The organism is Eikenella corrodens, assembly GCF_900187105.1.
Lineage (GTDB): Bacteria > Pseudomonadota > Gammaproteobacteria > Burkholderiales > Neisseriaceae > Eikenella > Eikenella corrodens.
Window position 1 is genome coordinate 1327409 of sequence record NZ_LT906482.1, and the last position, 18404, is coordinate 1345812.

Consider the following 18404-nt stretch of genomic DNA (forward strand, 5'->3'; position numbering starts at 1 on the left):
AAGAGGCTACCTGAAAAACATAAAACGTTTTCAGGTAGCCTCTTGGTTGATACACACTTGGCCTTTAATAATGCGGTGGGATTTCGGCGGCGGGATTAAAGGGCTGATTCGCCCCACCGCCGTCTTTTTCTTGCAAGCGGCCGTAGAGCAGGCGCAGCTGGGCTTGTTGCAAGTCTAAGGCTTGCCGCAAGCGGGCGACGGTGTCGTTCAAGCTGTCGAGCAGGTCGTTTTGCAGGGCTACCCGAATTTCCAGTTCGGCCAGCCGCGCTTCGGTGTCGTTCTGCGTCATCACAGCACCATGGCGGCCACCCAGCCTGCGGCCATCAGCGGCAGGTTGTAGTGGATGAATGTGGGGATAACCGAATCGTAGATGTGGTCGTGCTGGCCGTCTACGTTCAGGCCGGAAGTGGGGCCGAGGGTGGAATCGGAAGCAGGCGACCCGGCATCACCCAGCGCGCCGGCGGTGCCGATGATGGCCACGGTGGCCAGCGGCGAGAAGCCCATGCTGGCGCACAGGGGAACGTAGATGGAGGCAATGATGGGCAGGGTGGAGAAGGAGCTGCCGATGCCCATGGTTACCAACAAGCCGACGGCAAGCATAACCAGAGCAGCCATGCTTTTGTTGCCGGCAAACAGGTTGGCGCTGGTGTCGACCAAGGGTTTGATCTGGCCGGTGGCCTGCATCACTTCGGCGAAGCCCTGGGCGGCAATCATGATGAAGCCGATCATCGCCATCATGCGCAGACCGCTGTCGAACACGACATCCACTTCGCGGCGGCGCACCACGCCGGTGGCCATGAATACGCCGAAGCCGACCATTGCGCCCAAGAGTAGCGCATCGCTATACACCAACTGCACCACAAAGGAAGCCACAATCGCCACCACGGCCACCACGCTGCGGTAGGTGGAAATTTTCGGCGCATTGGCCGCAGCCTGCTCGGAGCTTAAATCCACCTGATTATTGGTGTAGTGGCGCGGTTTGCGGTAGTGGACGAAGGCGAGCAGCAGCCCCACAAGCATGCCGGCCGCGGGAATCGCCATGGCTTCCATCACGTTGACGCCCTGCACGTTCATACCGGCTTTTTGAATATTGGCCAGCAGGATTTGGTTTAAGAAAATCGCGCCAAAGCCATAAGGCAGGAACATATAGGTGGTTACCAGGCCGAAAGTGAGCACGCAGGCCAGCAGGCGGCGGTCGATCTGCATGCGGTTGAACACGAGCAACAGCGGCGGCACCACCATCGGGATAAAGGCGATGTGGATCGGAATGATGTTTTGGCTCATGATGCTCATCAGCAAGAGCGCGCCAATCAGCCCCCATTTCAGGCCATTTACGCTGGAAGGGATTTGGTCGCGGCTGGCATTGCCGCCCATTTTGCGCACTACCATGCCGGCCAGCTGATAGGGCAGGCCGGAGTGGGCAATCGCCATGGCAAACGCGCCGAGCATGGCATAGGAGAGCGCAATCTTCGCGCCGCCGGCCAAACCGCTTTGGAAATGGGTAATCACGCCTTTGGTAATCACTTCTTGGGTAGCCGGGTCGGTAATATCCGCCAGCGGCAACCCTGCAGCCAGGCCGCCCACAAATGCGCCAATCACCAAGCTCAACACAACGTGTACCCGTGCCGCCGATAAAATCAGCATCACCAGCACAGCCAACACTACGGCATTCATTTTACTTTCTCCTTTCTTGCGCCTGATCCGCATCCGCCAAAAGCAAAAGCCAAAGCCCGATTTCTCCGTATGATTGCCCGAGGTGGAGAAATAAGCGCTTTAGCTGTGTGTGGCCGGATGGACATTGGCCGCAGATTTATTTCATTAGTCGGGAAATCAGTATAACAACGGAAAAAGCGGCGGGCAACAGGCAAATTGATTGGCTGTGAATAAATTCCCCCGCCGATTCAGCAGAATAGGGGAGGCTACCTGAAAAGCAGGGAAATAGTTTCTGCATAAGCGGAGTTATGGGATTGAGTGCGGTGGAATAGGAAGATGCTTATCGATCGAGAAACAGGGTGGGTCGGTATCTGCCATAAGAAAGGCTACCTGAAAAATGGCCGCATCCATTTTTCAGGTAGCCTCAAGCCGACGGCATCAATTATCCAGCAAATCAGCCCAGGTTTCCGGCTGTGTCCACACAATGCGCGGTACGTTCAGGTGGCGGTTGTGCGGCGCATCGTAGAGGCGGTGTTGCCACAGGGGCGGCAGGCTGCCTTCGATAGTGGGCTTGTCGTCGATGAGGATGTCGCCGCGCACCCAGGTTTTGTCTTTGGCGATAATCACGCGCCGTGTCCATTCTGCGCCCAAGTGTTGTTCCACCCAGGCGATTTTCTCGCCGGCGCAGTAGCGGTATTGGTTGACCGGCGCGGTGCAGATGCGCACGTCGTGGCCGGCAGCCAAAAGGGCGTGGGCAGCTTCCACTGCGCCGGGCATCGGTGGCAGGCTTTCGAAAAAACCGACTGCGCCGTAGAGTTCGGTCGCGTGCGGGCGCAGGTGCTCGGGCAGGCGGTCACGGATGTAGAAAAGGTGTTCTTTGCCTTTTATTGGTGCGTCTTCGCCGAAGCGGCTGCGCCAATGGCGGCGGAATCCGCTTTCAAAGTCGGCGAGCACGTTGTCTTGGTCGAGCAGGATGAGCATGGCGGGCTTTCTGTGGTGTGTTGGGATAAGACTGGTTGAAAAGTTGGTAGCTCGATTATAAGGTTTTATCGGGCATCTAGGTTTGGGCTGTCAATTTTCAAACGCCAATGCCCGGATGCCTGAATTTGTGACATTGCCTGTCGGGCTGAAAAGGCTACCTGAAATTTCAGGTAGCCTTTGTTCTGTTTGCCCTAATCAATCCGGTAGTGCAGTAATCGGTAGGCATGGCGGATTTTGGGAAATAGGCGCATGAGCCAGTAGTTGAGGCCGATGTCTTTGGCTTCGGGGAAATCGGTCATGTGTTTGGCGGACACAAGATGGAGGTTGGCGGCCCAGCTTTCCATTTGGCGGTCGTCGTCGCAGGCGAAATCGAAGCGGGCGCGGGCGTGTTTGAGGGCGTCGTGTTGGTCGGAATGTTTCACCATAAACGTGCCGGCCACGTCGAAGGCGATTTCGCCGCGGAAGCGTTGGGCAAGCTGTTGGAACAGTTCGCGCACTTGGACTTCGGCAAAATACATCAGCACGCCTTCGAGGATAAAGAGCACGGGGGTGGCGGGGTGGCTTTGGCGCAGCCGTTCCATCCAGCCGGTGTCGAATGCGGAGGCGGGGACGAGGGTTTCGTTGGCTTGCGGCGGCAGCAGTGTTTCGCGCAGGGCGATGACGTCGGGCAGGTCGAGCTGGTAGAAGGGGGTGTGGTCGGCGGCGCTGCCGAGCCGCTCGCGGCGGCCGTCGAGCCCGCAGCCGAGAATGGCAACGATGCCTTCGGGGTGGCGGCGGATAAAATCGGCGGCCACTTGGTCGAAATAGCGGGCGCGCAGGGCTGTGCCCACACGGCTGTTACGGGCGGAGCGGAATCGGGTGAAGTCGTAGTCGATTTGCGGCACAAGGCGCAGGGCGGCGGGGTCGTTCAGTATCGGCCGGCTTTGCTGTGCGTCGAGGTATTTCATGTAGAGCGGAATCAGCAGGGTTTCGCTGACGGCGTTTTGGATTTTTAGCATGACATCTCTCCTGAACCGGGCTGCCTGCAGGCGTTTCCTCAAATGAAGATTTGAGCTGTACAGAAACTGGGTTGCAGCTCTGCTTTCAGGTAGCCTGTTGGGCTAAATAGAAATGAGAATCTTACAGAGGAGATTGTACACCTGAATAAGCAGCTTGAGATGATGTGAAAGGCTACCTGAAAGCTCTAAAGTGGCTCATCCGGATAGTTAAAGCAGCTATATCAGGGGGGACGCCGGCTGCTTCGTGCTGTTTTCAGGTAGTCTGTCTGCTTGAAAACCAAGCCAAACCGCCCAACTAGCAAAGTGCTGCTGATGCGGTAATTGCGTGTATACCGAATGCGCCTGCTGCTTCAGTCTACCTGAAAACCTCATCCCGCAAAGGAATCCCCATGAACCCCGTCTTCCAGCCCTACACCTTCAACAACGGCGCCACCGTTCCCAACCGCCTCGCCGTCGCCCCTATGACCCACTTCGCTTCCGATGAAAACGGACACATTACCGACCAAGAGCGCACGTTTTTGCAAAACCGATTCCGCGGCTTCGGTCTGTTTATCGCCGCCGCCACGCTGGTGCAGGCCGATGGCAAAACTTTCCACGGCCAACCGTATGCCATCAACGAGGACGACCTGCCCAGCCTGCGCGAAGTCGCACGAATCGCCCAAGCACAGGGCGCGAAAGCCATCCTGCAAATCCACCACGGCGGCCTGAAAGCCGAACTTTCCGCCGACATCGTCGCCCCGTCCGCCGATGAAGCCACGGGCGCGCGCGAGCTGACCGCCGCCGAAATCGAGCAGCTCATCGCCGCCTATGCCAATGCCGCCACCCTCGCGGTGCAGGCCGGGTTTGATGGCGTGGAAATCCACGGTGCAAACGGCTATTTGCTGCAACAATTCGTGTCCGCCCAAACCAACCGCCGCACCGACGAATGGGGCGGCAGCCTGCAAAACCGCCTGCGCTTCCCGCTGGCCGTGGTTGATGCCGTCGCCGCCGCCGTCAAAGCACACGCCAAACCCGACTTCATCTTGGGCTACCGCTTCTCGCCCGAAGAGCCGGGCGAACACGGTATCACTATGGCGGAAACTTTCGCCCTTGCGGACGCGCTGGTGCAAAAACCGCTGCAATATCTGCATGTTTCCCTGCACGATTTCTACAAAAAAGCCCGACGCGGCGCAGACACCCACCGCGCCCGCATGGAACTGCTGCACGAACGCATCGCCGGCCGCCTGCCCTTAATCGGCGTGGGCAACCTTTACACCGGCAGCGACATTGCCCAAGCGTTTGAAACGGGTTGGGCGGAGTTTATCGCGCTGGGTAAAACCGTGATGATTAACCCTGATTTGGCCGACTTGGTGCGCGAAGGCCGTGATGCCGACATCCAAACCGAATTCGACCCCGACCACGCCGACCACTACCGCCTGCCCGATGCGCTGTGGCAACGCTGCCTGACCAACTCGCCGTGGCTGCCGCCCGTGAAGGGGATGGAACGGCAGATTGTGGATATTTGAGCGTTTTAGACGGTCTGAACATGAAAAAGCAGCCTGCACATTAAAGTGCAGGCTGCTTTTTAGGTTTTCAGGTAGCCTCAAACACGCATCAAAGCAACGCCCGTCTCACCGCCTCCTGTCCCCGTTGGTCCAGCCGCAGGAATTGGTGGATGATGCGTTGGGCATCGGGTGCGTCGGCGGCGGAAAACAGCGATTGCACGTAATCGGTTGCAGGCTGCTTTTTGATGGCTTCGGGCGTGCCGATTTGTACCAGCTGGCCGTTGTGCATCACGCCGATGCGGCAGGCGAGTTTGGCAGCTTCCTGCATATCGTGGGTCACAAACACGATGGTGGTGCCGAATTTCTGGTGAATCATGGCGATTTGGTCTTGCAGCACGGTGCGCACCAGCGGGTCGAGCGCGGAAAAGGGTTCGTCCATCAGCAGCACTTGGGGTTTGGCGGCGATGGCGCGCAAAATGCCGATGCGCTGCTGTTCGCCGCCGGAAAGTTCGTGCGGATAGCGGTCGCGGTAGCGTGCGGGGTCGAGTTCCACCAGTTCCAATAATTCGTTCACGCGCGTTTTGCGTTCGGCTTTGGGCCAGCCCAAAATGTCGGGCATGAGCGCGATGTTTTCCGCCACAGTCATGGTGGGAAACAGGGCGATTTGTTGTAGCACATAACCGATTTGATGGCGGAGCTGGCGGATGTCGTAGTCTTTAATCCGTTTGCCGTGCAGATAAACGTTGCCGTCGGTCGGTTCAATCAGCGCGTTAATCATGCGCAGGGTGGTGGATTTTCCGCTGCCCGAGCCGCCCACCAACACGAAAAACTCGCCTTGATAAATGGTCAAATCCAAATCGCGCACAGCATATTTGCCATCATACTGCTTGCCTGTGCCGCGAAATTCGATAAAGGGGACAAGATTATTTTGCATATTGTGCCTTAACTATGGCTTCCAAATTGATACCAAATCATGTGCAGGCTGCCTGTGGGGTTTCAGGTAGCCTTATTCGTTCATGACCACCACTTTCCCAAATCCGTCCGCGCTTTGCAAAAAGCGGTGGGCTTCGGGAACTTGCTCCAATGTAAACACGCGTTCAATTAAGATTTTCACATTAAATTGCCGGATATAGTCAAACATCGCATCCAGCTTGGCTTGCGAGACATTGCCCGAATAAAAGGCGGTAAGATAGCTGTTGTTTTTGAGTTCGATAATCGGATCAAAATCGCTCACGCACCATATGTTACCAAGCTGCCCTGTATTGCAGACGATGCCGTGTTCGTTGATGTGGGAGAAAGAATCACGCAAAGTGGCCGGCCCTACCAATTCCAGAATTTTGTCGTAGCGTTGGTCGGTTTGCAGTTTGCCGCCCGCTTCAGTAATCACTTCGTCAAATCCAACCGCTTGCAAACGGGTAGCTTTGGCAGGATTACGCGTTGAACCGTGCAGTACGATATGCGGAAACTGCGCTTTGAGCAGCTGTGCAAAGGCTACGCCCACGCCGCTGCCTGCACCACGCACCAGCACGCGATCTTGCGGCGCAATGCGAAGCTGCTGCAATGAGCCGAATGCGGTGTAGTAGGTTTCGGGAATTGCGGCAAGGGTTGTCCAATCCAAGTCGGTATGAACGGGGTAAATTTGCTCGTTGGGCAGCAACACATATTCGGCGTAGCTGCCGTCAAAGGCGCGCCCCATTTCGCCCATAATAGAGACGACCTTTTGTCCAACCGCCAGCGCGGGTGTGGAACTTTGCGCCACTTCGCCTACACATTCAATGCCCAAAATGCGTGGAAATTGGACAGACGGCGATTTGCCTTCACGCGTGAAAATCTCGGAATGGTTGATGCCGAAGCCTTTGATTCTTACCAGTGACCACCCCTCTTTGACATTGGGCGTCGGCACGTCTTGATAAATCAGTTGCTCCGGGCCACCGGCTTGGTAGATTTTTACGACTTTCATGAAGTTTCCTAAGAAATTATTTGGGGCTGTACTAGATTAGCAGATATGTTATCCTCGAAATATGAAGATAACACACTGCAAATTAAGGAAGAAAGTACAGAAAGAACTGCTCCGCTTTTTTGTACTCGAAGTTACCGCCCGTTCTGCCGCCGATATTTTGGGTATCCATCCCAATTCGGCAGCCCTGTTCTACCGCAAAATCCGTATGGTCATCAGCCATCATTTGGCCTTGGCTGCCGATGAGGTTTTCGATGGCTCTGTCGAATTGGACGAAAGCTATTTCGGCGGACGGCGTAAAGGCAGACGTGGTCGCGGTGCTGCAGGAAAAGTGGTTGTCTTTGGCATTCTGAAACGCAACGGACGGGTCTATACCGTTGTGGTGGATAATGCCAAGTCCGATACTTTGATGCCTGTGATCAAACAGGAAATCATGCCGGACAGTATTGTTTATACCGATAGTCTGAGCAGTTACGACAAGTTGGACGTGAGCGGTTTTATCCATTACCGCATCAACCATTCCAAGGAATTTGCCGACCGTCAGAACCACATCAACGGCATTGAGAATTTTTGGAATCAGGCGAAACGTGTCTTGCGCAAATACAACGGAATCGATCGCAAATCTTTCCCGCTGTTCTTGAAAGAATGCGAATTTCGATTTAACTTCGGCACACCGTCCCGGCAGCTTAAAATCCTGCGGGATTGGTGTGGAATTTAGGGCTAATCTAGTACAGCCCCATTATTTTTACAGGGCGATTGCTGAGAGATGTGTTAGCTTCGCAGAAACTTGCCCCGCGTCGTTTTCAGGTAGCCCGAAGGCCATCTGAAAACTCGGGAGAGAGGGTGTGCAGGCTGCTTTTGGGCTTTCAGGCTACCTGAAAACACTCCCTGCCGGTTTCACTTTCCTAACAACCCATTTTTCTCCAAATAATCCCGCGCCACGTTTTCCGCGCTTTCGCCTTGCACTTTCACGCGGTAGTTCATTTCGCTCATTTCCGCTTCGCTGATTTTGCCGGCCAAGCGGTTCAGCGCGGCCACGATTTGCGGATTCTTCGTGGCAAATTCCGCTTTCATCAGCGGTGCGCCCTGATAGGCGGGGAACAGGGCGATATCGTCTTTCAGCAGGCGCAGCTGGTATTGCTTCAATTCGGCGTCGGTGGAGAAGGCTTCCACCAAGTCGATTTTGTCATTCAACAATGCCATATAACGTAAGGCTGGTTCCAAGCTGACAATATGTTTTAGCGTGATACCGGCTGCCTGCATGCCTTTGTAGCCGTCCGCCCGGTCGGTAAACTCCAGTGAAAAACCTGCTCGGATATCGGGTGCAGCCTGCTTTAAGTCGCTGATGGCATTCAATTGGTGCGCCGCGCCGTAACTTTCTTTGACCGCCAACGCATAAGTGTTCTGATAAGACATTGGTGGTAGAAACTCTAACTGATATTGTTCCGCCAATAATTGTTTGCCCCGTTGATAGGTTTCATCTGGCGACAGATGGCGGTTTTTCTGCTCGGGCGGCACTTGCACCAAGGTTTCCAGCACCGTGCCGGTAAATTCAGGGTAAATGTCGATTTCACCACTATTCAGTGCGTTAAACAGGAACGTGGTTTTGCCGAAATTAGGTTTGACTGTAACCTTGATATTCGGATTTTCACGTTCAATCAATAATTTATACATATTAATCAGAATATCAGGCTCGCTGCCCATTTTGCCGGCAATCACTACGTTTTTTGTGGCAGGTGTAAATGAAATCTGCGACAGGCCGAGTGCGCCAAAGCCCACAGCCAATGCAAGAATCATCGGCAACTTGCGCCGCGATTTCTGCAACAGGCCAATGATGCCGCTCACGCCGACCGCCAGCAGCGCGGAGAGCAATGCGCCGGTAAACGTCATCGTCATGTTGTTTCGGTCGATGCCGAGCAGAATCAGGTTACCCAAGCCGCCTGCGCCGATTAACGCAGCAAGAGTTGCTGTGCCGACAATCAGCACCGCCGCCGTGCGAATGCCCGAAATCATGGCAGGCAAAGCCATCGGCAGCTCAATCCGCCACAGCGACTGCCAACGCGACAGCCCGAATGCGGTGTACGCATCTTGAATCGATTGGTCGATTTGGGTCAGCCCCAAATAGGTATTTTGAAAAATCGGCAACAGCGCGTATAGCGTGAGCGCAATCAAGACGGGCGGCGAACCGATGCCGACAAATGGAATCAGCAAGCCCAGCAGCGCCAAAGACGGGATGGTTTGCAATATATTGGTGAACTGCAATACCGCTTCCGCTGCCCGCTGTCTGCGCGCAAACAACACGGCGGCAGGCACGGCAATGGCCACTGCCGCGAGCAAAGCTAGTCCGGAGAGCCATAAATGTGTGAGCAGCATTTGCCAGAGTTCTGCGGGGGAGAAGGGGAGGGATGTGGGCATGGGGTTTGACCGTGTTGATGGTTAGTGAATTGAATGGTATAGGGGTTTTTGGGATGTGGCAAGGAATGGCGGCGAGAAGGCGGAGGTGGGAAAAGCAGCCTGCACTTTGCGAATTTGAAGTGCAGGCTGCTTTCTGGTTTTCAGGTAGCCTTTATTAGGCGATATAGGCTTTATCTACGCGTTTCTCTTTGCTATTCAAACATCCCCAGCACCTCTCCCAACAGTTCGACGCGCCATGTTTCGTTGGCGGGATTGTTCAGCGCGGCAGTGAGGGCGGCATATGCTTTTTCTGCGCGTACACCTTCTATTTTTTCAATTTTATCGAGAATGCCCGCTGCTTCATGCGCCATTTCGAAATTGCCATCAATCAGCCAGCCGATGGCTTTTTCAAACAAAGGCTTCGCCGGATAGTTTGCCAATGCATAAATCAGCGTACCGCGAACTTTGGCATATTCCGCGCTGTTTAGTGCGGCCAAAATCAAAGGGTAGATTTCCCGATTGCGTTGTTCGGCAAGGTCTAAAATCATTGGGATTTTGTCCCGCAGCGGGGTTTGTGGATTTTTGATTTGTTCAATCAATTCGTTATTGTTCATTTTATTTCCCAAGCCGATCCTTCAGCATGGCAAAGTCTACCTAAAAAGTCCCCAAATGCCCGGCAAGATTCAGTCCCTTACAACCCCAATTCCCTCCAAATCTCATCAATCTTAGCCGTAACCGCAGGGTCTTTTTTGATTACCCGTCCCCATTCTCGGTCGGTTTCGCCCGGCCATTTGTTGGTTGCGTCCAAGCCCATTTTGCCGCCGAGTCCGCTGACGGGGCTGGCGAAGTCGAGATAGTCGATGGGCGTGTTTTCCACCAACACAGTGTCGCGCACGGGGTCCATGCGCGTGGTTACAGCCCAGATGACTTCTTTCCAGTCGCGCACGTTCACATCATCATCGACCACGATGATGAATTTGGTGTACATAAACTGTCGCAGGAACGACCAGCAGCCCATCATCACGCGCTTGGCGTGTCCGGTGTACTGTTTTTTCATGCTGACCACCGCCATGCGGTAGGAACAGCCTTCGGGCGGCAGGTAGAAATCGGTGATTTCGGGGAACTGCTTTTGCAAGAGCGGTACGAACACTTCATTCAACGCCACGCCCAAAACGGCAGGTTCATCGGGCGGTTTGCCCGTGTAGGTGGAGTGGTAAATCGGGTTTTCGCGCATGGTGATGCGTTCGACCGTGAACATGGGGAAATGGTCCTGCTCGTTGTAATAGCCCGTGTGGTCGCCGTACGGGCCTTCCAACGCGGTTTCGTTCGGATGGATGACACCTTCCAGCACGATTTCAGCGCGTGCAGGCACTTGCAAATCGTTGCCGATACATTTCACCAGTTCCGTCCGTGAACCGCGCAGTAATCCGGCAAACTGGTATTCGCTCAAAGTATCGGGAACGGGCGTTACCGTGCCCAAAATGGTGGCGGGGTCGCAACCGAGCACGACGGCGACGGGATACGGCGTATCGGGATTGAGTTTGCGGAACTCCTGATAATCCAACGCGCCGCCACGATGCGACAGCCAGCGCATAATCAGCTTGTTTCTGCCGATGAGTTGCTGGCGGTAAATGCCGAGGTTCTGGCGTTTTTTGTGCGGCCCGCGCGTGACGGTCAAGCCCCATGTTACCAGCGGAGCAACGTCTTCCGGCCAGCAATGCTGAATAGGAAGTTTATATAAATCAACGTTTTCACCTTCCCACACGATTTCCTGACACGGCGCGTTTTTCACCACGTTCGGCGCCATGCTCCAAATGTCTTTCAGCAGCGGCAGCTTGGAAAACGCGTCTTTAATGCCTTTGGGCGGTTCGGGTTCTTTCAAATACGCCAGCGTCTGCCCGATTTCGCGCAGCTTGGACACGCTGTCCGCACCCATGCCCATCGCCACACGTTCGGGCGTGCCGAACAGGTTCGCCAACACGGGATAATCGTAGCGCGTACCGTCGGGCTTAATCGGATTTTCAAACAGCAACGCCGGCCCTTCGGCACGCAGCACGCGGTCGGCGATTTCGGTCATTTCCAAATGCGGGGAAACGGGATGCACGACGCGCTTGAGTTTGCCCTGCTGCTCGAGCATGGCGATGAAGTCGCGTAGGTCTTTGTATTTCATTGGGTTACTTTCTAATTTAAGGCTACCTGAAAATGTGGATGGCGTTTCAGGTAGCCTTTATAGCCTATTTCCCGTGCAACACCCGCTGGGCGGCTTCGATTTTGCCGGCGAGGATGTCAGGCAGGGTGGCGATGGATTTGTCGATGGCGTCTTCGATCAGTTCCTTTTCTTCGCGGCGGGGTTTTTTCAGCACGTAGTTCACGACTTCGTTACGGTCGCCGGGGTGGCCGATGCCCAGGCGCAGGCGGTAGAAGTCGGGGCTGCCGAGGCGGGCTTGGATGTCTTTGAGGCCGTTGTGGCCGCCGTTGCCGCCGCCGAGTTTGAATTTGATGCGGCCGGGTTCGAGGTCGAGTTCGTCGTGGATGACGAGGATTTCTTGCGGCTGGATTTTATAAAACGAGGCAACGGCCTGCACGGATTGGCCGGAGAGGTTCATATAGGTTTGCGGCTTGAGCAGGCGGATTTCGCCGCTGGGGCGGGTGCTGCGGATGAGGTGGCCGAAGAATTTCCTGTCGTCTTGCCAATGGCTGTGCCATTGCTGGGCGAGTTGGTCGAGCAGCCAGAAGCCGGCGTTGTGGCGGGTGTCTTCGTATTCGGGGCCGGGGTTGCCGAGGCCGACGATGAGTTTGATGGGCATGGGTTTTCCTTGTTGGTTCAGGCTACCTGAAAAAGAGTGGGCTGTTTTGGCGTGGCTGAAGCTGCGCTTTCAGGTAGCCTCTTTGTCTAGTGTGAGGTGCGGCAGGGCGAGGTAGGCTTCGGACTGCATTTCGGTGAGGCGGCTGGCGCTGCGCACGAATTCGTTGGCGAAGTCGCCGTGGGTATAGATTTGTTCGGGCGGCAAGGCGAGGCTGGCGCTGAGTTTGACGCGGTAGTCGTAGAGTACGTCGATGAGCCAGGTGAGGCGGCGGGCTTCGGCGCGTTCGGTTTCGTTGAGCTGCGGGATGTGTGAGACGAAAATCATGCGGCTGGTTTCGGCCAGGGCGAGGTAGTCTGCTTGGGAGCGGGGGCCGCGGCACAGGGCGTCGAAATGGAACCACAATACGCCGTCGGCCTGGCCTTGGGTGGGGATTTCGCGGCCGAGCAGGGGCAGGCTGCCGGGCAGGGGGGCTTGGCCGGTGTGGCGCTCGAACAGGGCGGCGAGCTGGGCTTCGCTTGCGGCATCGTCGGGGATGAAGAAGATGTCGGCGGGGCTGAGGCTGCGTTGGCGGTAGTCTTGGCCGCCGTCCACGTTGAGGATGTCGAGGCTTTTTTCGAGCAGGGCGATGGTGGGCAGGAAGCTGCTGCGGTTTTGGCCTTGCGGGTAGAGCCCGGCCGGCTCGTAGTTGGAGGTAGCGACGAGCACTACGCCTTCGGCCAGCAGGCCTTCGAGCAGGCGGCCGAGAATCATGGCGTCGGCGATGTCGCTCACGTGGAATTCGTCGAAGCAGAGGATTTGGGCATCGCGGGCGATGTCGCGGGCCACGGCTTGCAGGGGGTTGGCTTGGTTTTTGTGTTCGCGCATGCGGCGGTGGGCTTCGGCCATGAAGGCGTGGAAGTGCACGCGGCGGGCGGTGCCGGGCGGCAGGCAGCCGTGGAAGGCGTCCATCAGGAAGCTTTTGCCGCGCCCGACGCCGCCGTAGAAATAGAGGCCTTTAGGCGGCTGGGCTTTTTTGCCGAAGAGTTTGCCCAGCAGGCGGCCGCGCTGTTGGTGGTGGGCCTTGAGCTCGTGCCAGAGCTGGTCGAGGCGGCGGATGGCGGTTTCTTGGGCGGCATCGCGGATGAAGCCGAGCTGCTTGGACGCGGCCTGATACCAGCTCAGGGGGCTGTGGCCGGCGAAGGGGGGCGGGGTGAATGTGGTCATGATGTGTGTTTGGAGGGTTTCAGGTAGCCTTTATATCGAAAATGCTGCTTACTTCCTACGCCGTTGGTTGTTGCCCGGCATGGAAATAAGTGTTTCCGCTATAGGAGGCGGGATGGATGAAAAACTGCGCTATTGTGCCTGATATGGCGGGGGATGAACAGGTGTGATCGGGCGGGGAAGCGGACGGGCTATGGCTGAAATGCCTCGTTTTCATATCGCGTTGGCTTAACTTGCCGTGCTGGCTGCGGTGCGCTGCTTGGGATGAAGAAATCATTATTCAGGCTATAGATAGCCGCCAGATTGAAGGCTACCTGAAAATCTTTATTCGTTTTCAGGTAGCCTTTTGTATGCTGCACTGCGTTGGGCTTAGCGGATGCTTTCCAATGCCTGTTGCAAGTCGGCAATCAGATCGGCGGTGTCTTCTAGGCCGATAGATAGGCGGATGAGGCCTTCGCGGATGCCGGCTTCGAGTTTGGCTTGGGGCTCGAGGCGGCAGTGGGTGGTAGTCCAAGGGTGGGTGATGGTGGAGCGTACGTCGCCGAGGTTGGCAGTTTTGGAGAAGACTTTAACGCGGTCGATCACTTGCCAGGCGGCGCTCTGCCCGCCTTTGAGCTCGAAGGCCACCACGATGCCGCCGCCGGATTGCTGCTTGGCGGAAAGCGCGGCTTGAGGATGGTTGGGCAGGCCGCTGTAATACACTTTGGCCACTTCGCTGCGTTTTTCCAGCCATTCGGCCACAGCCTGCGCCTGGGCGCTTTGTTTTTCGACCCGCAGCGGCAGGGTTTCGCAGCCGGAGAGCAGCACCCAGGCGTTGAACGGGGAGAGCAAAAGGCCGGCGGAGTTGGTGTACATCGCCACTTTTTCCATCAGCTCTGCGCGGCCGCACACCACGCCGCCCATCACGCGGCCGTGGCCGTCGATGGCTTTGGTGGCGGATTGCACGGACAAGTCGGCGCCGAATTTGAGCGGCTGCTGCAGGGCGGGGGAGCAGAAGCAATTGTCTACAGTGAGCAGGGCGCCGTTGCTGTGGGCGATTTCGGCCAGCGCGGCGATGTCGGCAACTTCGTTGAGCGGGTTGGACGGGGTTTCCACAAACAGCATTTTGGTGTTGGGCTTCACGGCGGCGCGCCAGGCGGCGGGGTCGGTTTGCGGCACGAGGGTAACTTCGATGCCGAAACGGGTGATGTGGTTTTGGATAAAGCCCAGGGTGGTGCCGAACAGGCTGCGGCTGGTGACGAGGTGGTCGCCGGCGGAGAGGAAAGTGAGCAGGGAGGCTTGGATGGCGGCCATGCCGGTGCCGGTGGCGATACCGGCTTCGCCGCCTTCGAGCAGGGCGATGCGGCGGGCAAAGGCGGAAACGGTGGGGTTGGCGGTGCGCGAGTAGGTGAAGCCGGGTTTTCTGTGGGCAAACAAATCGGCGCCGTCGGCGGCGGAATCAAACATGAAGCTGCTGGTGAGGAACAGGGCTTGGTTGTGTTCGTTGTAGTCGGTTTGCTCTTTGGCGCCGCGGATGGCGAGGGTTTGCGGATGAAGCGGTTGGGTCATGGTGTCTTTTCCAAGTGAATGAATAGGGAGGATGGGGTTTTCAGGTAGCCTCAATTCTGCCTGATCAGGCTACCTGAAAAGCAATTTTCGTGCGGTTGGAAACACGATAGCAAATAAACAATGCGATAAACGGCCTTAAGCATACTCTTTTTGCCTGCCGCCGGAAACCCGCTGCCTAAGATAACCAAAGCTGGCGGGCAAAATTGCCAATCAATAGGCACAGCAAAGCCATAAAGCCGTAGCGCAGCCAGCGGCTGCCGCCGAGCACCGCCAGCTTTGCGCCGCAGAAGCCGCCGCTTAGGTTGGCCGCTGCCAGCGGCAGCGCCCAATGCCACAGCACATGTTGGCTGGGGATGAAAAAGCTCAGTGCGGCCAGATTGGTCATCAGGTTGATTACCTTGGCGCAGGCGGTGGCGGTGAGGAAATCGTAGGCAAAAAAGCGCACGAACACGAAGGCCAGCAGGCTGCCCGTGCCCGGGCCGAATAGGCCGTCATAAAAGCCGATGGCCGCGCCAAATGCCGTGCCCAGCAGCATTTCGCCCCGCGTGAGCGCGTGGGTGCGCTCGGTTTGCCCCAAATCTTTGCGGAAGAAGGTGTACACAAACATCGCCACCATAATCACCAGCATGGCCGGTTTCATGTATTGCACCGGCACATAGGCCACCAGCTTCGCACCGGCGAACGAAGCGGCAAAGGCCAGCACGCCGGCGGGCAGCAGCATTTTCCACGGCAGCTGCAGGCGGCGGGCAAATTGGCCGGCGGCGGTGAAGGTGCCGGCGAACGAAGCTGCCTTGTTGGTGCCCAGTACAGTGGGCACGGGCGTGGCTGGCGGCAGTACGCCGAACAGCGCGGGCAGCTGCAACAGCCCGCCGCCGCCAACGGCCGCATCCATCAGCCCGGCCAAAAAGCCGGTGATGAGCAGCAGGATAAAGGGAAGTTCCATGGGTTTCTCCGTTGATGATGGGGCAGGGCGACGTTGCAACGCTGCCGTTTGGTTTTGTGTGTCTCTTTTAGATTTCAGGTAGCCTTAACGGCAGCCGGGGGGAACACTTGCTTCCGCTCACAGCCGCACGTTGTGGCAGGCTTCGTACACCGGCAGTAGGCGGTGCAGGGTTTCGACTAGCCAAGTCGCGCTGTCGGCCTGCTCCAGTTGGTCACGCTCCAAGTGGCGGCCGAGGCAGAGGAAGTCCTGCGGGCTGCGCAGGGCGAAGGCTTCTGGCGGGGCGGTGGCGATGGCGGGGTAGTCGGCGTATTCGCTGTCGCTACCGTGCCAGATTTGGAAGTCGGCAAATTCGGCGTGCGGGAAATCGGCCAAAGCCTGTTGGTAGCAGGCCAGTGGCAGGGTGGAGCGGGCGGCGCGGTATTCGTGCCATTCGAGGCTGGCGGTGAGCCTGCGGCGGTTGAGCAGCAGCGAGAGAATCACCGCCGTATCGGCATGGGTTTGATATTTGAAATAGGCGAAAAAGTGGGCGCGCACCTGCCAGCCGTTGCACCAGCGTTCGATATGCGGCGGGGCAAAGCCTGCGCCCAATTCGGAGGCTACCTGAAAAACCAACGTGCGCCACACTTGCCACGCGGCTTTGTAGTCGGCCTTGGTTTGTGCTTCGGTTTCGGGCTGGTATTGGCGGATTTGGGCGAACTGGAAAAACGGGCGTTGGAACAGGTCGCAGCTTTGCGGGGTGAGCATGATGGATTGGCGGCTGGCAAGAAAGGTGGAAAGGCTACCTGAAAAATGGGGTTTCAGGTAGCCTCAATGAATGTTGGGGCTGCCTGAAATCGGTTTTTGACCGGCAAATAGGAACGGGGCATCTGTGTTTTATAGTGGATTAAATTTCAATCAGGACAAGGCGGCGAGCCGCAGACAGTACACACGTTACGGCGAGGCGAGCCAACGCTGTACTGGTTTAAATTTAATTCACTATATTAGGCATACAATAAAAGGCTACCCGAAACCTTTTTCAGGTAGCCTTCCGTTTTATTTTTCCAGTGCGGCTTGCAATCTTTGTTCCAGCGCGTCGCTGTCGAAGGATTTGGCGATCACTTCAAAGCGGCTGTCGCGCCGCCAGGCCACTTGGTTGGCGCCCCATTGGCCTTCGCTCCAGTTGAGCCACACCCAGCTGCCGAGCACTTGGAACACGCCTTTGGCGCGGATGAGGCCTTCGCACAGTTTGGGCAGGTCGTTGAAGAATTTGGTGAGCTTTTCGCCGTCGAAGCTGCTGCCGGCGGGGAAGGTGTAGCCTTGCGATTGCAGGCCCATGCTGTTGTCGGGCAGCTCTTTGATGCGGTAGCGGCTTTTTTCCACCACCGAGGTTTCCAGCAGGGCGATGTCTAAATAAGCATCGGTGGTTTCCAGCACGGCGGCTTTGGGTGGGAAGAGCTGGGCGGCTTTGCTGCGGAAGGCGGCCATTTCTTCGGGGCTACACATGTCGGTTTTGTTGGCGATCAGCACGTCGGCCACGCTCACTTGGTCGCGGTAGAGCGGCTGGTTGGCGTAGTCGGGGTTGGTGAATTGGCGCGGGTCGACCAGGGTAAATACGGCGCCGATATCCAGCATTTGGTCGAAGGGTTTGGCGCGCAACTCGTCGATTACGCTGGCGGCGTGTGCCAGGCCGCTGGCTTCGATGATGATGCGGTCGGGCTTGTTGCCGCTCACCATGCGGTTGATGGTGGTGCCCATCTGCGCACCGGCCACGCAGCACAGGCAGCCGCCGGCGATTTCGGCCACGGGGATGCCGTTGTCGCTCAGCACGGCGCCGTCGATGCCGATTTCGCCGAATTCGTTTACCACGATCACCCATTTTTCATCGGGGCTCTTCTGCTCCATCAGGTGGCACAGGGCGGTGGTTTTGCCTGTTCCCAAAAAGCCGGAAAACAGATGTACTTTTGCTTTCTTTATTTCTGACATTGTTTGCATATTCCTGTTAAAACAACATGTTCTTCTTTTAATTTAAACCCGCCTGCGGCCACGCCGGCGCACAGCGCCTGCCATTCGCGGGAGAGGGTTTGCTCATCGGTGTTGCCGCACTCGGTACACACCAAAATGAAGGCGCTGTGGTGGTGTTGCTGCTCGTCGCTGCTGTGGCAGTGGTCGTCGCAATGGTGGCGGGCATGGCTGCATAAAACATAGCCGTTTACTGCGGCCACTTTGTGCAGCACGCCGTGTTCGGCCCAGAAATCGAGCGCGCGGTAGGCGGTGGGCGGCGCCACCACACCGTTGCTCTGCTGCTGCATTTGCGCCAGCACGGTGTAGGCCTTAATCACGCCTTCCTGCCGCAAAACGATATCCAACACCTGCTCGCGCAGGGCGGTAATCTGCAGACCTTGCTCGCGGGCGCGGGCGATGATGGCGGTTTTGTAGTCGGGTGCAGAGTGCTTGGTCATG

At 56.9% G+C, this 18404-nt stretch carries 18 protein-coding genes and 1 pseudogene; 3 read left to right on the top strand and 16 right to left on the bottom strand.

The genetic code is table 11. The features are described 5' to 3' along the window. Positions 1-64: 64 nt before the first annotated feature. The 4 genes from CKV94_RS06675 to CKV94_RS06690 form a co-directional block, all read right to left on the bottom strand. On the bottom strand, positions 65-289 hold the full coding sequence (locus CKV94_RS06675) for a SlyX family protein (protein WP_003823966.1): 225 nt from the start codon (positions 287-289) through the stop codon (positions 65-67). Further along, positions 289-1674 (bottom strand): Na+/H+ antiporter family protein, encoded by a 1386-nt coding sequence (locus CKV94_RS06680; RefSeq protein ID WP_035580719.1) that lies wholly within the window; start codon positions 1672-1674, stop codon positions 289-291. The genes CKV94_RS06675 and CKV94_RS06680 overlap by 1 nt, the downstream gene beginning before the upstream one ends. A 417-nt stretch (positions 1675-2091) precedes the next feature. Further along, positions 2092-2634 (bottom strand): 5' nucleotidase, NT5C type, encoded by a 543-nt coding sequence (locus CKV94_RS06685; protein WP_003823971.1) that lies wholly within the window; start codon positions 2632-2634, stop codon positions 2092-2094. A gap of 191 nt (positions 2635-2825) precedes the next feature. Next, on the bottom strand, positions 2826-3632 hold the full coding sequence (locus tag CKV94_RS06690) for a class I SAM-dependent methyltransferase (RefSeq protein WP_003823972.1): 807 nt from the start codon (positions 3630-3632) through the stop codon (positions 2826-2828). Between the two features lie 389 nt (positions 3633-4021). Here CKV94_RS06690 and CKV94_RS06695 point away from each other — a divergent pair, with 389 nt between their 5' ends. Further along, on the top strand, positions 4022-5137 hold the full coding sequence (locus CKV94_RS06695) for an NADH-dependent flavin oxidoreductase (RefSeq protein WP_003823974.1): 1116 nt from the start codon (positions 4022-4024) through the stop codon (positions 5135-5137). Positions 5138-5225: 88 nt separating this feature from the next. Here CKV94_RS06695 and CKV94_RS06700 read toward each other — a convergent pair whose 3' ends face one another. Both CKV94_RS06700 and CKV94_RS06705 read right to left on the bottom strand, forming a co-directional pair. Then, entirely contained in the window at positions 5226-6050 is an 825-nt protein-coding gene (locus CKV94_RS06700; RefSeq protein ID WP_003823975.1) for an ABC transporter ATP-binding protein, read from the bottom strand. A gap of 72 nt (positions 6051-6122) precedes the next feature. Next, on the bottom strand, positions 6123-7076 hold the full coding sequence (locus tag CKV94_RS06705) for a zinc-binding alcohol dehydrogenase family protein (protein WP_035580723.1): 954 nt from the start codon (positions 7074-7076) through the stop codon (positions 6123-6125). A gap of 61 nt (positions 7077-7137) precedes the next feature. On the opposite strand from CKV94_RS06705, the gene CKV94_RS06710 reads away from it, so the two are divergent. Next, positions 7138-7791, top strand: coding sequence for an IS1595 family transposase (locus tag CKV94_RS06710; protein WP_157727254.1), 654 nt, complete (start codon positions 7138-7140; stop codon positions 7789-7791). Between the two features lie 179 nt (positions 7792-7970). On the opposite strand, the gene CKV94_RS06715 is transcribed toward CKV94_RS06710, so the two are convergent. The 8 genes from CKV94_RS06715 to CKV94_RS06750 all read right to left on the bottom strand — a co-directional run bounded on the left by CKV94_RS06715 (position 7971) and on the right by CKV94_RS06750 (position 16709). Then, the gene (locus tag CKV94_RS06715) at positions 7971-9488 is read right to left on the bottom strand and encodes an ABC transporter permease/substrate-binding protein (protein WP_003823978.1); all 1518 of its coding nucleotides are present in this window, start codon (positions 9486-9488) and stop codon (positions 7971-7973) included. Positions 9489-9679: 191 nt separating this feature from the next. Continuing rightward, the gene (locus CKV94_RS06720) at positions 9680-10081 is read right to left on the bottom strand and encodes a hypothetical protein (RefSeq protein WP_003823980.1); all 402 of its coding nucleotides are present in this window, start codon (positions 10079-10081) and stop codon (positions 9680-9682) included. A 77-nt stretch (positions 10082-10158) separates the two neighbouring features. Next, positions 10159-11637 (bottom strand): 4-hydroxy-3-polyprenylbenzoate decarboxylase, encoded by a 1479-nt coding sequence (gene ubiD / locus CKV94_RS06725; protein WP_003823981.1) that lies wholly within the window; start codon positions 11635-11637, stop codon positions 10159-10161. Positions 11638-11701: 64 nt separating this feature from the next. Further along, a complete protein-coding gene (gene pth, locus CKV94_RS06730) occupies positions 11702-12274 on the bottom strand; it encodes an aminoacyl-tRNA hydrolase (RefSeq protein ID WP_003823982.1) in 573 nt (190 codons plus the stop codon). A gap of 69 nt (positions 12275-12343) precedes the next feature. Further along, entirely contained in the window at positions 12344-13477 is a 1134-nt protein-coding gene (gene zapE, locus CKV94_RS06735; RefSeq protein WP_035580726.1) for a cell division protein ZapE, read from the bottom strand. Positions 13478-13843: 366 nt separating this feature from the next. Next, positions 13844-15022, bottom strand: a complete 1179-nt coding sequence (gene metZ, locus CKV94_RS06740) for an O-succinylhomoserine sulfhydrylase (RefSeq protein ID WP_003823988.1) — start codon at positions 15020-15022, stop codon at positions 13844-13846. A 175-nt stretch (positions 15023-15197) separates the two neighbouring features. After that, on the bottom strand, positions 15198-15965 hold the full coding sequence (locus tag CKV94_RS06745) for a sulfite exporter TauE/SafE family protein (protein WP_003823990.1): 768 nt from the start codon (positions 15963-15965) through the stop codon (positions 15198-15200). A gap of 117 nt (positions 15966-16082) precedes the next feature. Then, complete coding sequence (locus CKV94_RS06750; protein WP_003823991.1) at positions 16083-16709, bottom strand: HI_0552 family protein; 627 nt, start codon at positions 16707-16709, stop codon at positions 16083-16085. 127 nt (positions 16710-16836) lie between these two features. On the opposite strand from CKV94_RS06750, the pseudogene CKV94_RS11595 reads away from it, so the two are divergent. Continuing rightward, a pseudogene (locus CKV94_RS11595) lies at positions 16837-16946 on the top strand (IS5/IS1182 family transposase); the annotation flags it as partial. Between the two features lie 51 nt (positions 16947-16997). On the opposite strand, the gene CKV94_RS06755 reads toward CKV94_RS11595, so the two are convergent. Next, entirely contained in the window at positions 16998-17927 is a 930-nt protein-coding gene (locus CKV94_RS06755) for a CobW family GTP-binding protein (RefSeq protein WP_003823992.1), read from the bottom strand. Further along, on the bottom strand, positions 17915-18403 hold the full coding sequence (locus CKV94_RS06760) for a Fur family transcriptional regulator (protein WP_003823993.1): 489 nt from the start codon (positions 18401-18403) through the stop codon (positions 17915-17917). The genes CKV94_RS06755 and CKV94_RS06760 overlap by 13 nt, the downstream gene beginning before the upstream one ends. Between the last annotated feature and the right edge of the window lies 1 nt (position 18404).